Source organism: Bacillus sp. SRB_8, from assembly GCF_003264205.1.
In the GTDB taxonomy this organism is placed as follows: Bacteria; Bacillota; Bacilli; order Bacillales; family Bacillaceae_G; genus Bacillus_A; species Bacillus_A mycoides.
Map to the genome: position 1 here is coordinate 203,857 of NZ_NADT01000008.1, position 14,999 is coordinate 218,855.

The following is a 14,999-nucleotide window of genomic DNA, read 5'->3' on the forward strand; positions in this document are numbered from 1 at the left end:
TATAATCTTCGAAGTTTTTTAAGAGAATTGATATAATAGAGACAAACCATAAAGGGGGCATTAAAATGAAGGCTATTATTTCATACGAAACACCTCTAGAACAAGCACATTTCACTGCAAAAAATAACGAAAAAGATATGTTTTATAAAGAAAATACTGAAGAATCTGTAGAATCGACACTTCAGTATGACGTATTAGACGCTGTTGGAGAATTTAAAGGACAAACTGGCTACATCGTTTGTAACAACATTTCTGTAACAGACGAAGGTCGCCCTGTATTTGAAAACCGTTTTAAAAACCGTGCTGGTCTAATCGAAAATGAGCCTGGCTTCCAAGCAATCCGTGTTCTTCGCCCATTAAGTAATGATACATATGTCATCTTAACGATGTGGGAAACTGAGCAAAACTTTAAAGACTGGACAGAATCACGTTCATTCGAAAACGCTCATAAAAAACGCCCTGCACAAGCAGAAGGACAAGCACAGGCTCAGGCTCAGGCGCATCCACATGCAGAACAGCAAAAAAGCATTTTCTCTCGCCCGTCGTTCGTGACTACTTTTGATGTGTTAGTTTAATTTTCGGAGTTCGGAGTCAGCGGTATGTGAAATTATATCGGCGATTTTTCGAATATATCGGCGCAACTCGAAATATATCGACTTATCGACAAATGACGACACACAAAAAAGGAAACACCATTACACACCGGTGTTTCCTTTTTCTTTATACCAATTATATATGCGAAGCGCGTCTTCTTTTCGCATATGCTTCACTTCATAACCATGTCCCGCCACCGCTACAGCAGCTGTACATAACTCGTCTTTCTTTTGAAAATAAGATTGATTATATCCGACCACTTGAATATGCCTTCTTCGCATGATCCCTGTATATTTCGCGAGACCTCGGTGCACCATTACTAACTGATTGTCTCGTATCATATATCCACCACTTTTATATCTAGCGTATGCAAGTATTGTAAATACAATAAATAGCGGTATAAGAACGAACAACGCAGTATGTTGTTTAAAATATATACTCGCACCAGCGATTGGCACAGCGAGCACAGCACTTGTAATCCAGCCCATTACGACGTAACGGCGTAATGCAGCCTTCGGTAAATGAACGATTTCCTCTTCTATTTCATACGGCAACTGTAAATAGGCAAGTAGCTGCTGTACATCTTTTTTCTTCATAAAAGGATGTAACATCACTTCATTCCCTGCCGCTTCTATACTTTGAATGACTTCCACTTCGACAGAGCAATAACCGAAAGGCTGGCGGAGAATTCCTTCTTTCACAGTAATTGCTTGAATGCGGTGGAGCTTTAAGACAAACTCTTTCTTATCAAATAACCCTTGCACAATACGAATTTCATTTCCGTTTCGCTCTATTTTAAAGTTCGCATATTTTAGCGCATAACCAGCTGTCGAAACGACCCACGAAACCGCCATTAAAATCGCGGCCATAACGATTAATTCATATACACCGTTATCCATCACATACGCTTCCACTTTATTTATGAGCCATTCTGGAAGAAATTGATTAAACTCTGTGTAAATAAGAAGTAATCCAGAAAACACTAATCCGAATCTACCAGACGTAATGGAAGCTACTAAAATCTCTTTCATCGTTAACTGATAAATCGTCTTACTTTCTTCTGCCATGGGTACTTCTTCACTCGCAGCGCTTCTTTTTTTATTTAATAAGGCAATCAGTTCCTTCGCTTCATCTTCTTTAATACCAGCTAACATCACTTCCGGCTCACTACCGCCGCCCGCTACTTCTATATTTAATTTCGTAAGCCCAAGCATTTGATAAATGACATTAGAAGATGTACTAATGTTTTGCACACGATCTTTATTTAAATAACTTTCCTTCTTCACAAAAACACCGTGTTTTATATGTAAAATATTATTTTCAACCCAGTATACTTTGAAATACCATTTTACAGCTGAGAAAATAGCCATAATGAATAAAACAAACAGAAGGAAAAGATAAAATAAATACCAAGGCTTCACTTGTTCTTCAGGTTTAAACATAACAAGCATAATAAGTGGTAACAAACTCGCAATTCGAATACCTAACAATATCGTGATCGGATGTTGCCTCTTATACACCCTCATCACTCACTTTCGCAAGCTCTCCAATTTGTCTTTTCAACTGTTCTGCTTCTTCTTTCGTTAAGCCTGGAATACTATGCGAAGTTGCCGCTGTTGAAATATGTAATTCTGCTAAATTATACTTTCTCATAATTGGCCCTTGCTCAATCGTTACGTGCTGCACGCGGATCATCGGAATAAGTACGCGTTTTACAACGAACATTCCCTTTTGAATCTCAATCTCTTCTTCATTTAATCTGTAACTATAATAACGTTGACGTAAATTTGGAAATACAAAATAGTCGAGTGGTATGTATAGAACTGCTCCTGTCACTAACAATCCAAACAACCAGCCCCACCAGTTAAAGTTAATCATAAAAAAGAAATACGCAATTACGACTGCTAGTATAACCGCTGCCCCAATTAAAGCGTGGATTCTCCACACTTTCAGCATATTAGAATGAATCTCCCTTTCTAACGGCTGCATCTCATCACTCCAATTATATGAATTTATTACTTATATATTAGGCTTTATATACATTTTTGTAAATTTATAGTTTTCCGCATCGTATCCATTACTTCTTTAAAGTTCCCTTCATTAATGGAGTACACTTGAAACTGAATATAATCTATCTCATTCGTATCCGGATTAGCAAATGGAAAAATCTTAAATCTTGCTGCCGATCTTCCTAACATATCTACAATCATAAGAGCAACATCAATATGCTCAAAGCCTACACGGAATGCTACCGCTTCTCCAGTAAACTCATAATCTTTAATCGCATCATAAGACTTATTCGCGCTTATGAGTGTCATTTTTAATAGTTGGTTGAAATTCTCTGGTTTAAAATTAATCATATACGCAGCTCCTTTTTTCAATAAAACACTATGAAAACAGTGTAATCTTATAATTTCATAGCTTTACACATCAATTATATAAAAAATAAAGCTAGTTTTTTATAATTTTTTTGATATAATTACATACGGGAAACGGGAAGAATTTTGTCTTCCCTTGTGTTTTTATTTGCATCTAGTACTTTTGCTAGATGCCTTTTTTTTATGCCAAACAAACTTAAAAAGGTATCCTCAAATACTTTGAGGATACCTTTTTATCGATTTAGTGTATTTCAACAATTGTACCATCTTCAAATACTTTGAATACGCCAGTAAATCCTGGTCCAGCTGCGCCTTCTATTTTATATGTCGTACGCACTCTAATTTGATAATATTTCTTTCCATTTTCTACTTGCGTATTCTCTAGTGTGTAATCATATTCTTCTTTATATTCATTTTTGATATATTCTTTAGCTTTCTCAAAAGTAAATGCATCTTGATTCTTTCCTGTCTCTACCTTTTTGGGCTTCTCTGCCGTTACCTTTTCATTCTTTTCTGTTTCTACTTTTTGCGAATTCTCTGTCGTTACCTTTTCATCCTTTTCTGCCTCTACCTTTTTAGGCTTCTCTGTCGTTACCTTTTCATTCTTTTCTGCCTCTACCTTTTTGGGCTTCTCTGTCGTTACCTTCTGATTCGTTACTACATTTGTTTTTTGTGCCTTCACTGCTTCACTCTTTGCATTTTTTTCTTCTTCATCAATTTTCGTGATTAATCCTACAGCTTTTTTATTATATTCTTCAAGGTTCTTGTTATCTTTTGTTTCTGAAACTAGCTTATTTAGTAACTCTTTCGCTTCTGCATAATTTTTCTTACTTATTAACTCTTCACCTTTCACCAGTTGTTCACTATACTTCTTTTTTGTTTCTAAGATAGCTAGTAAAGCTGTTCGTTCTTCTTTTGCTTGTTTTATAAGCGTAGTACTTCCATTCTTCATGCTTTCTACTTTTTCAAATGACTTGATTGATTCTTCTACATTTGTTTCTTCTTTTAACTTCACTGCTTCCATCATTGCTTTCGTTTGTTCTACAAGCACTTTTACATCTGAATCATCTTTTTTCTCATCTAGTGCTTTTTCAAATGATGATAAGGCTGTTTTATATTCTTTATTCGTTAGTGCGGTATTCCCCTCATCCACCGCTTTTTCAAAATTCCCATTACTACATCCAGCTAGCATTAAAAATGTAAGGCCAATTACTGTTAATAGTTTTTTCATTTTCTCTCCCCCTATATATCCCTAAAATAATAACATCATATGTATAAAAGTCTGTGTAGCAATTAGACTGAAAGTAAATATGTACTACATTGTGTGTGGGAAAGGAAGTACACTTCATTTGCTATCATTAGTTAAAACTCCTAAATAGTTGGTAGTTGGTTTTCTTCTTCTTTTAAGACAGAAAGGAATTTTAATAATGTGCGTAAAGCTCTCACCAGGCTCTTTACTACACACACTCTTATACACATAAAAAAAACATTTTTAGTTTGCTATTTCTTTCCCTTTGTATGTTCTCGGTTAATCGGAAATACAAATCACAATTCGTAACATACCGAAAAAAACGAAAACAAACTGTAATAATAGTCATAATTTGTAACTATTTCGTAACACAAATGTAACATAAGGTTTTTAAACATACAATAGTTTTTTTTACATTATTTTCCCCTTTCTATATTTTAAGGCGTCAATAAGATTCCAATCCTTAGTGTACCTTTAAAGGTTCGGGCCGTAGCCATTAGCATTAAGGTACTAGGGAGTACGATCGATTCGTCGTACATGGAGTGGCTTTGTGTAGTGGACAAGTCTTAGACAGAGGTCGTGTACGGTGGGGTCTAAGTGATCGCATGGCAAAAACAAAGACGCTTATCTCATCCAGTTTGATTGATTGTTTTTTTACCATTTTTCAAAGTATGAGATAACCTGTCTTTCAGCCGTTTTCCACAACTATAGGGATTAATGGTTAGAATATATGGCTTGTCTCTGAATCTGTTTTTATTACTCAGCTACAGTATATGAAAGTATTTTTTTTTGATGATTACAATTTTTTTTGTTATATACTTAAAATGTACATAGTTAGATTAGGAAGGTTTAATTATGTTTCATAAATTGCATGTTAAAGATGGTAAGAAATTAAGGGGGGCAAAAGAAGCGATGATTAAAGAATTTGTAGATAATGATCCCAAGTGCCAATTTATTGTACAGCAAGCAGAACTAAATAAAGAATTTAAAGAAAGGAGTTGGATTTGTGGGGGAATTTATGATGAAAAGCTTTTATCTTTTAAAACCTAGAATGCTTAAGGGGGACATTTACTATAAAGTTTTTGTTACAGACGACTGTATATATTTCATAAAAATTGGTGGGCAGTTTCATAGTCGACATGCTTATAAAAAACAATTACCTGCTATTCTGGACCTATTATTTTTGCCTTGGTTCAAAAAAATTGAGAAAAAACAATTAAACTTAGAAACTGAAATAGATGTGAAGATCCATACTGGAGATGTACATGAGCTATTACAAATAAAGAATAATTTTTCAATTACAACAAATATAATTGAAGAGATACTATTAAATAAACAAGGAACTTTCCACACAGGCTTTAATGACAATGGGACAATTTCATTTATGTTACAAAATGGTCAAAAACTAAAGTTCATCATTTCGAAAGAAACTTTATTCTCATCAATAGAAGAAAGTTTCCACCACTATCAGCAAACAATCTCCATAAGAGAAGTATTTTAAAGTATAGTATTTGGTTTCATGTACAGGGAACCGATTGATTTATGTCTTGATAATGTACGATTTTCTTTTTTTGATATAACCACATACGGGAAACGGGAAGAACTTTATCTTCCCTTGTGTTTTTATTTGCATCTAGTACTTTTGCTAGATGCTTTTTTTATTATGCCAAATAATATAAAAAAGGTATCCTCAAATACTTTGAGGATACCTTTTTACTTTCATTATCTCTGTTTTTTTCTACCTAATGCAAGTAAGCCAAAACTCATCATTACAAGAAGTGCTCCCATATATGGTTCCACAGGCATTTTCTGCCCTGTCTTCGGTAATTCTTTTTCAGGTTTCTCTGGATCTGTTGTTCCAGGCTTCTCTGGATTCGTTGTTCCAGGCTTCTCTGGATTCGTTGTTCCAGGTTTCTCTGGATTTGTTGTTCCAGGATTCTCTGGATTCGTTGTTCCAGGTTTCTCTGGATTCGTTGTTCCAGGTTTTTCTGGATCTGTTGTTCCAGGATTCTCTGGATCTGTTGTTTCCGGTTTTTCTGGATCTGTTGTTTCCGGTTTTTCTGGACCTGGTGGTGCTAAATGACTCAATTTGTTTAATACTTCTAATTGAACTGAACTTATCATTCCTTTTGTAATTTCAAATGGAATTGGATTAGTTAATTTTTCATATCCTTTTGGTGCTTCTACTTCTACTAGTGTGTAGTTACCTACAGATAGATCTGAGACTTTTGCTTTTCCATCTTTATCTGTTGTTACTCTCACGACTATTTTACCTTTTTCATCATGAACTTCAAACACAGCTCCTGATAATATATTCTTGCTTTCAGCAGCCATTTTTGTAATTTCCACTGAACCTTTATCTACTAGTTCATTCTCTACTTTCAATGATAGGACTTCTGTCATACCTTTTTTAATTTCAAATGATACTGGCTCTGTTAGTTTCTTGTAGCCTGGTAAGCTTTCTACCTCTACTAGTTTGTAACTTCCTACAGATAGATCTGAAACTTTTACTTTTCCTTCTTTATCTGTTGTTACTTCTGTTACTACTTTTCCTTGCTCATCTTGCACTTCGAAGACTACGCCTTCTAATGCTTTTTGGCTATCTCTGTCTACTTTTGTGATTTCTACAGATCCTGTATCAATCATTTCATTTTCTACTGTTAAAGCAAGAGATTTTGTCATGCCTTTTTCAACTTGGAAAGTAATCGGATTTACTAATTGCTTATATCCTTTTGGTGCTTTTACTTCTACCAACTTGTATGTTCCAACTGATAAATTAGTAACTTGTGCGTGTCCTTTTTTATCTGTCGTTATTTTAGCAATTACTTGTCCTGCTTTATCTTGAATCTCAAATACTGCATCAGCTAAAGCATCTTTATTTTCTTTGTCTACTTTTGTAATTTCAACATTTCCTGTATCCACTAATTCATTTTCGACAGTTAATTGTAATGCTGTTACTCTACCTTTTTCAATTTCGAATGAAATTGGTTTTTCTAGCGGTTTGTATCCTGCTGGTGTTTCTACTTCTACCAGCTCATATTTCCCAATAGATAAATCTGAAACATTTACTTTTCCATCTTTATCCGTTTTTACTTTAGTAACTACTTTCCCTTTTGAATCACGTACTTCAAATACAACACCTTCTAATGGTGCTTTACTATCTTTGTCTATTTTCGTGATTTCAACATTCCCCGTATCCACCATTTCGTTTTCTACAGTGAACGCTAGAGATTTTGTCATACCTTTTGTAATTTCAAATGGTACCGGCTTTTCTAATTTTTTGTATCCTGGTAAGCTCTCTACTTCTACTATTTTGTACTTTCCTACAGATAAGTCTGAAACGTTTGCTTTTCCTTCTTTATCTGTCGTTACTTTTGTTACTACTTTTCCAGTTTCATCTTGCACTTCGAAGACTACACCTGCTAACGGTGCCTTATTATCTTTATCTATCTTCGTTATCTCTACATTTCCCGTATCTATCATTTCATTTTCTATTTTTAATGATAGAACTTCTGTCATACCTTTTTTAATTTCGAATGATACTGGTTCTGTTAGTTTTTTATAGCCTGGTAAGCCTGCTTTTTCTACTAATTTGTACTTACCTACAGATAGGTCAGAAACTTTTGCTTTTCCTTCTTTATCTGTTTTTACTTCTGTTACTACTTTGCCTTGCTCATCTTGTACTTCGAAGACTACGCCTTCTAATACTTTTTGACTGTCTTTATCTACTTTTGTAATTTCTACAGATCCTTTATCTAACTGTTCATTCTCTACTTTCATTGATAGGACTTCCGTCATACCTTTTTTAATTTCGAATGACACTGGTTCTGTTAACTTCTTGTAACCTGGTAAGCTTTCTTTCTCTACTAATTTATACTTACCTACTGATAAATCAGCGATTTTTGCTTTACCGTCTTTATCTGTTTTTACTTCTGTCACTACTTTGCCTTTTTCATCTTGTACTTCAAAAGTTACGCCCGCTAATACTACGCCACTTTCTTTGTCCACTTTTGTAATTTCTACTGAACCTTTATCTACTAGTTCGTTTTCTACTTTCAGTGATAAGACTTTCGTCATACCTTTTTTAATTTCAAATGATACTGGTTCTGCTAACTTTTTGTAACCTGGTAAGCTTTCTTTCTCTACTAATTTGTACTTACCTACAGATAAATCTGAAATTGTTGCTTTTCCTTCTTTATCTGTCGTTACTTCTGTTACTACTTTGCCTGCTTCATCTTGTACTTCAAAGACTACGCCTGCTAATGCTTTTTGGCTCTCTTTATCTACTTTTGTAATTTCTACGTTACCCTTGTCTAACATTTCGTTTTCTACTGTTAAAGCAAGAGATTTTGTCATGCCTTTTTCAATTTGGAAAGTAATCGGATCTACTAATTGCTTATAACCTTTTGGTGCTTTTACTTCGACCAATTTGTATGTGCCAACTGATAAATTAGTAACTTGTGCGTGTCCTTTTTTATCTGTCGTTATTTTAGCGACTACTTGTCCTGCTTCATCTTGAATCTCAAATACTGCATCCGCTAAAGCATCTTTATTTTCTTTGTCTACTTTTGTAATTTCTACATTTCCTGTATCCACTAATTCATTTTCTACAGTTAATTGTAATGCTGTAACTCTACCTTTTTCAATTTCGAATAAAATTGGTTTTTCTAGTGGTTTGTATCCTGCTGGTGTTTCTACTTCTACCAACTCATACTTTCCAATAGATAGATCTGAAACGTTTGCCTTTCCAGCTTTATCCGTTGTTACTTTCGCTACTACTTTGCCTTTTGAATCACGTACTTCAAATACAACACCTTCTAATGGCGCTTTACTATCTTTGTCTATTTTTGTGATTTCAACATTCCCCGTATCCACCATTTCGTTTTCTACAGTGAACGCTAGAGATTTTGTCATACCTTTTTTAATTTCAAATGGTACCGGCTTTTCTAATTTTTTGTATCCTGGTAAGCTCTCTACTTCTACCAGCTTGTACTTTCCTACAGATAAGTCTGAAACGTTTGCTTTTCCTTCCTTATCTGTTGTTACTTTTGTTACTACTTTGCCAGTTTCGTCTTGAACTTCGAAGACTACACCTGCTAACGATACCTTATTATCTTTATCTATCTTCGTTATCTCTACATTTCCCGTATCTACCATTTCATTTTCTATTTTTAATGATAGAACTTCTGTCATACCTTTTTTAATTTCAAATGATACTGGTTCTGCTAACTTTTTGTAACCTGGTAAGCTTTCTTTCTCTACTAATTTGTACTTTCCTGCAGATAAATCAGCAATTTTTGCTTTTCCATCTTTATCTGTCGTTACTTCTGTTACTACTTTGCCTGCTTCATCTTGTACTTCAAAGACTACGCCTGCTAATACTTTTTGGCTGTCTTTATCTACTTTTGTAATTTCTACTGAGCCTTTATCTAACTGCTCATTTTCTACTTTCATTGATAGGACTGTCGTCATACCTTTTTTAATTTCGAATGATACTGGTTCTGTTAATTTTTTGTATCCTGGTAAGCCTGCTTTTTCTACTAATTTGTACTTGCCTACAGATAAGTCTGAGATTTTTGCTTTTCCTTCTTTATCTGTTTTTACTTCTGTTACTACTTTGCCTTGCTCATCTTGTACTTCGAAGACTACGCCTTCTAATACTTTTTGACTGTCTTTATCTACTTTTGTAATTTCTACTGAACCTTTATCTAACTTTTCGTTCTCTACTTTCAATGATAGGACTTCTGTCATACCTTTTTTAATTTCGAACGATACTGGTTTCGCTAGTTTTTTGTATCCTGGTAAGCTTTCTACCTCTACTAGCTTATATTTCCCTACTGATAAATCTGAAATTGTTGCTTTTCCATCTTTATCTGTTGTTACTTTTGTTACTACTTTATCTTTTTCATCTTGCACTTCGAAGGTTACGCCCGCTAATACTGCGCCACTTTCTTTGTCCACTTTTGTAATTTCTACTGAACCTTTATCTAACAGTTCGTTCTCTACTTTCAATGATAAAACTTTCGTCATACCTTTTTTAATTTCGAACGATACTGGCTCTGTTAGTTTTTTGTATCCCGGTAAGCCTGCTTTTTCTACTAATTTGTACTTGCCTACAGATAAGTCTGAGACGTTTGCTTTTCCATCTTTATCTGTCGTTACTTCTGTTACTACTTTTCTTTGCTCATCTTGCACTTCGAAGACTACGCCTGCTAATGCTTTTTGGCTCTCTTTATCTACTTTTGTAATTTCTACTGAGCCTTTATCTAACTGCTCATTTTCTACTTTCATTGATAGGACTGTCGTCATACCTTTTGTAATTTCGAATGATACTGGTTCTGTTAATTTTTTGTATCCTGGTAAGCCTGCTTTTTCTACTAATTTGTACTTGCCTACAGATAAGTCTGAGATTTTTGCTTTTCCTTCTTTATCTGTCGTTACTTCTGTTACTACTTTTCCTTGCTCATCTTGTACTTCGAAGACTACGCCCGCTAATGCTTTTTGGCTGTCTTTATCTACTTTTGTAATTTCTACTGATCCTTTATCTAGCAGTTCGTTCTCTACTTTTATTGATAAAACTTCCGTCATACCTTTTTTAATTTCGAACGATACTGGTTTCGCTAGTTTTTTGTATCCTGGTAAGCTTTCTACCTCTACTAGCTTATATTTCCCTACTGATAAATCTGAAATTGTTGCTTTTCCATCTTTATCTGTTGTTACTTTTGTTACTACTTTATCTTTTTCATCTTGCACTTCGAAGGTTACGCCCGCTAATACTGCGCCACTTTCTTTGTCCACTTTTGTAATTTCTACTGAACCTTTATCTAACAGTTCGTTCTCTACTTTCAATGATAAAACTTTCGTCATACCTTTTTTAATTTCGAACGATACTGGCTCTGTTAGTTTTTTGTATCCCGATAAGCCTGCTTTTTCTACTAATTTGTACTTGCCTACAGATAAGTCTGAGACGTTTGCTTTTCCACTTTTATCTGTCGTTACTTCAGTTACTACTTTACCTGCTTCATCTTGTACTTCAAAGACTACGCCCGCTAATGCTTTTTGGCCTTCTTTATCTACTTTTTTAATTTCTACATTACCCTTGTCTAACATTTCGTTTTCTACTGTTAAAGCAAGAGATTTTGTCATACCTTTTTCAATTTGGAAAGTAATAGGATCTACTAATTGCTTATATCCTTTTGGTGCATTTACCTCTACCAACTTGTATGTTCCAACTGATAAATTAGTAACCTGTGCGTGCCCTTTTTTATCTGTCGTTATTTTAGCGACTACTTGTCCTGCTTCGTCTTGAATCTCAAATACGGCATCAGCTAAAGCATCTTTATTTTCTTTGTCTACTTTTGTAATTTCTACATTTCCTGTATCCACTAATTCATTTTCGACAGTTAATTGTAATGCTGTAACTCTACCTTTTTCAATCTCGAATGAAATTGGTTTTTCTAGCGGTTTGTATCCTGCTGGTGTTTCTACTTCTACCAACTCATACTTTCCAATAGATAAATCTGAAACATTTGCTTTTCCATCTTTATCCGTTGTTACTTTAGTAACTACTTTACCTTTTGAATCACGTACTTCAAACACAACACCTTCTAATGGTGCTTTACTATCTTTGTCTATTTTCGTGATTTCAACATTCCCCGTATCCACCATTTCGTTTTCTACAGTAAATGTTAAAGACTTCGTCATACCTTTTTTAATTTCAAATGATACTGGTTTTTCTAACTTTTTATAACCAGGTAAACTTTCTACCTCTACTAATTCATACTTTCCTACAGGTAAATCTGAAACATTTGCTTTTCCATCTTTATCTGTCGTTACTTTTTTCACCTCATTGCCCTTCTCATCTTGGACAACAAACGTTACTCCCGCTAACGGCGCCTTATTATCTTTATCTATCTTCGTTATCTCTACGCTTCCCGTATCTACCATTTCATTTTCTACTTTTAATGATAGTACCTCGGTCATGCCTTTTTTGATTTCAAATGATACTGGCTCTGTTAGTTTCTTATAGTCTGGTAAACTTTCAACTTCTACTAGTTTGTATTTCCCTACTGATAGGTCTGCAATTTTTGCTTTCCCATTTTTATCTGTTGTTACTTTCTTTATTACTTTTCCAGCTTCATCTTGCACTTCGAAGACTACACCTTCTAATGCTTTTTGGCTGTCTTTATCTACTTTTATAATTTCTACTGAGCCTTTATCTAACTGCTCATTTTCTACTTTCAGTGATAAGACTTCTGTCATACCTTTTTTAATTTCGAATGATACTGGCTCTGTTAATTTTTTGTAACCTGGTAAGCCTTCCGTCTCTACTAATTTGTATTTTCCTACTGATAAGTCTGAGACATTCGCTTTTCCATCTTTATCTGTCGTTACTTTTTTTACCACTTTTCCTTTTTCATCTTGCACTTCGAAGACTACGCCTTCTAATACTTTTTGACTGTCTTTATCTACTTTTGTAATTTCTAATGAGCCTTTGTCTAACTGCTCATTTTCTACTTTCAATGATAGGACTGTCGTCATACCTTTTTTAATTTCAAATGATACTGATTCTGTTAGTTTCTTGTAACCTGGTAAGCTTTTCGTCTCTACTAATTTGTACTTTCCTACTGATAGATCTGAAACGTTTGCTTTTCCATCTTTATCTGTTACTACTTTTCTTACCACTTTATCTTTCTCATCTTGGACTTCAAATTCGACACCCGCTAATACTGCGCCGCTTTCTTTGTCCACTTTTGTAATTTCTACATTACCTTTGTCTACCATTGCATTTTCTACTGTTATTGGGAATATGCCGTCCCCTGTTACATTTACTTCGAACTCTTTTTCTTTTAATTGGTATCCTTCGGGCGCTTTCGTTTCTTTTAAAATATATTTTCCTAGTGCTAACGGTTTAGAAATTGCCTTACCGTCTTTATCTGTAATAATATGCTCAACTGCTACACCGTCTTTTACTATATCAAACTCTGCATTTGCTAATGCTTTACCACCATTTTCCGAATCAATTTTCTTTAATTCAATTTGACCCTTTTGCATGTTATTTTTAATTTCAATTGTTTTTGTTTCTCCAGCTTGAAGTGTAACCTCTACCGGACTTGTTAATTTTTGATATCCTTCAGGTGCTACTTTTTCATAAATTTTATACGTTCCAGGTGCTAAAGTTTGAGGGGCTGAAAAACCTTTTTCGCCTGTTTTCAGTACTGCAACAACCTTATCCTCACTATTTCGAACTTCAAATTCGGCACCTGTTAACTCTTTATTCGGATCCTCAGCATCTATTTTATGAATAGCTACTGTGCCATCTTTTGGAGGTTCAGGCGGTGTAACAGTTACTTCTTTCGATGTTAATTTTTTATCATCAAAATGTAATTCTGCTTTATTAGGAATCTTCTTATCTACGTAAGAAGATAAGTCTGCACCAGCTTTAATTTTCGCCTTAATATTCAAGTTAATTATCTGGTCTTCATATGACTTATAGTCAAAACTCTCACCGAACGTAAATGTTACTTCACTTTTTTGTTTATCTATCTTTAGTGTTCCTTTAGAAGTAATATCTTGGCCACTCTGATCATACACTTTTGCCTCTAATACTTCTAATACATCTTCTAAATCATCACTAATTACCATAGATGTGTATTTAGGAGGATCGTTTGGTATATGTGTACCAACTTGATATTGAATAGGTTGATCCATTTGCGCTAACTGCTGATTCTCTACAAGCTTACCATTCTCATCAACTATATTCTTTTCAATACTAGGTGGATTATCGTCACCTGAACCGGTTCCTCCCCCACCACTTACGAATACTTGTCCTACTTTTTCTTCAGTTTTAATATTTTTGCCTTCTAATTTCACTGTATTTTTATGAGGCTTTGCAGCAGGATTTGTAATCTTTGTTTTATATCTTAAAATATAACCTTTTGAACTGTCTGGAAATTCAATTGTAAATCCAGTTTTCGTTGCATTGATTTTAATTTTAGATAAATCTGCTGGCTCAGTATTTGTTGGTACATAACCATCTTCAAATACTGCTTCTTCTAATACTACGCTGTCTGTAATTAACTCATGCCCAGGTCCTAATGTGTCTGTTAATTTAAGATCTTGCATTTCTGTTCCAGTTGCATTTACATATACAAGCCAGTCAGCAATGGACGGATCTTCTTGATTATAAGAGCCCCATTTCAATAAATTATCTGTATTTGGCTGTGGCTTGGGTCTCTCTGTCGTATTACTTACACTTACTTCTTTATTTACGATTTGACCATCAACGTTAAATTCTAATGGGATTTTTTCGACACCATCATATGCTTCTAGATTAAAGTAGAATTCTACGAATAAAGAACCTTTAATGTTATTCTTTCCATCTACATAATCCCCCATAGTACACGTCAATAGACCATTTTTCATATCACATGTACCAACTATTTTTCCTTCAGCATCTTTTAAAGGAAAACTCAGATTCATAAGATCTTTTCGAAATTCTTTTGGCATATCAATTGTGAATTGATCTCCACTCTTTATCTGTTCTTTAGCAGACCACTTCACTTCTACTTTCATACCATCTGAAGCCTGATATGGTTCAGATGTCGTGCCATCAGTACGGGAAATGTTAATCTCATCTACTGGACTTTTCATCACAGCAGCTTGAATAACTGGAGCCCACACATTCAGCACTGAAAATAATACTAGAAAAACTAATGAAACCATTGAAATGTGCCTTTTAGTACTTTTCGTTTGCATATTTTCCTCCTTGAATATTA

The 14,999-nt window shown here is 34.5% G+C and carries 8 protein-coding genes; 3 read left to right on the plus strand and 5 right to left on the minus strand.

The window, feature by feature from the left end; genetic code table 11:
- Positions 1 to 65 precede the first annotated feature (65 nt).
- The gene (gene hmoB / locus B5P40_RS07855) at positions 66 to 575 is read left to right on the plus strand and encodes a heme-degrading monooxygenase HmoB (RefSeq protein ID WP_113709074.1); all 510 of its coding nucleotides are present in this window, start codon (positions 66 to 68) and stop codon (positions 573 to 575) included.
- 120 nt (positions 576 to 695) lie between these two features.
- Here hmoB and B5P40_RS07860 read toward each other — a convergent pair whose 3' ends face one another.
- The 4 genes from B5P40_RS07860 to B5P40_RS07875 form a co-directional block, all read right to left on the minus strand.
- On the minus strand, positions 696 to 2,114 hold the full coding sequence (locus B5P40_RS07860) for a PH domain-containing protein (RefSeq protein ID WP_002168950.1): 1,419 nt from the start codon (positions 2,112 to 2,114) through the stop codon (positions 696 to 698).
- Entirely contained in the window at positions 2,107 to 2,583 is a 477-nt protein-coding gene (locus B5P40_RS07865) for a PH domain-containing protein (protein ID WP_002168951.1), read from the minus strand. Before B5P40_RS07865 ends, B5P40_RS07860 begins: the two co-directional genes overlap by 8 nt.
- Before the next feature lie 44 nt (positions 2,584 to 2,627).
- Positions 2,628 to 2,954, minus strand: coding sequence for a protoporphyrinogen oxidase (locus tag B5P40_RS07870; RefSeq protein ID WP_113709075.1), 327 nt, complete (start codon positions 2,952 to 2,954; stop codon positions 2,628 to 2,630).
- Positions 2,955 to 3,213: 259 nt separating this feature from the next.
- The gene (locus B5P40_RS07875; protein ID WP_113709076.1) at positions 3,214 to 4,203 is read right to left on the minus strand and encodes a hypothetical protein; all 990 of its coding nucleotides are present in this window, start codon (positions 4,201 to 4,203) and stop codon (positions 3,214 to 3,216) included.
- An 873-nt stretch (positions 4,204 to 5,076) separates the two neighbouring features.
- Here B5P40_RS07875 and B5P40_RS07880 point away from each other — a divergent pair.
- Together B5P40_RS07880 and B5P40_RS07885 are read left to right on the plus strand one after the other, a co-directional pair.
- A complete protein-coding gene (locus B5P40_RS07880; RefSeq protein WP_078176983.1) occupies positions 5,077 to 5,271 on the plus strand; it encodes a hypothetical protein in 195 nt (64 codons plus the stop codon).
- Positions 5,240 to 5,722: a hypothetical protein gene (locus B5P40_RS07885; RefSeq protein WP_113709077.1), complete on the plus strand. Its 483-nt coding sequence runs from the start codon at positions 5,240 to 5,242 to the stop codon at positions 5,720 to 5,722. The genes B5P40_RS07880 and B5P40_RS07885 overlap by 32 nt, the downstream gene beginning before the upstream one ends.
- Before the next feature lie 221 nt (positions 5,723 to 5,943).
- Here B5P40_RS07885 and B5P40_RS07890 read toward each other — a convergent pair whose 3' ends face one another.
- Positions 5,944 to 14,979 (minus strand): SpaA isopeptide-forming pilin-related protein, encoded by a 9,036-nt coding sequence (locus B5P40_RS07890; protein ID WP_113709078.1) that lies wholly within the window; start codon positions 14,977 to 14,979, stop codon positions 5,944 to 5,946.
- Between the last annotated feature and the right edge of the window lie 20 nt (positions 14,980 to 14,999).

Bases quoted from the DNA above. Each gene is read 5' to 3' on its own strand.
- hmoB (WP_113709074.1), top strand. From the start codon at position 66: ATGAAGGCTATTATTTCATACGAAACACCTCTAGAACAAGCACATTTC.
- B5P40_RS07890 (WP_113709078.1), bottom strand. From the start codon at position 14,979: ATGCAAACGAAAAGTACTAAAAGGCACATTTCAATGGTTTCATTAGTT.
- B5P40_RS07875 (WP_113709076.1), bottom strand. From the start codon at position 4,203: ATGAAAAAACTATTAACAGTAATTGGCCTTACATTTTTAATGCTAGCT.
- B5P40_RS07870 (WP_113709075.1), bottom strand. From the start codon at position 2,954: ATGATTAATTTTAAACCAGAGAATTTCAACCAACTATTAAAAATGACA.
- B5P40_RS07880 (WP_078176983.1), top strand. From the start codon at position 5,077: ATGTTTCATAAATTGCATGTTAAAGATGGTAAGAAATTAAGGGGGGCA.
- B5P40_RS07865 (WP_002168951.1), bottom strand. From the start codon at position 2,583: ATGCAGCCGTTAGAAAGGGAGATTCATTCTAATATGCTGAAAGTGTGG.
- B5P40_RS07885 (WP_113709077.1), top strand. From the start codon at position 5,240: ATGATGAAAAGCTTTTATCTTTTAAAACCTAGAATGCTTAAGGGGGAC.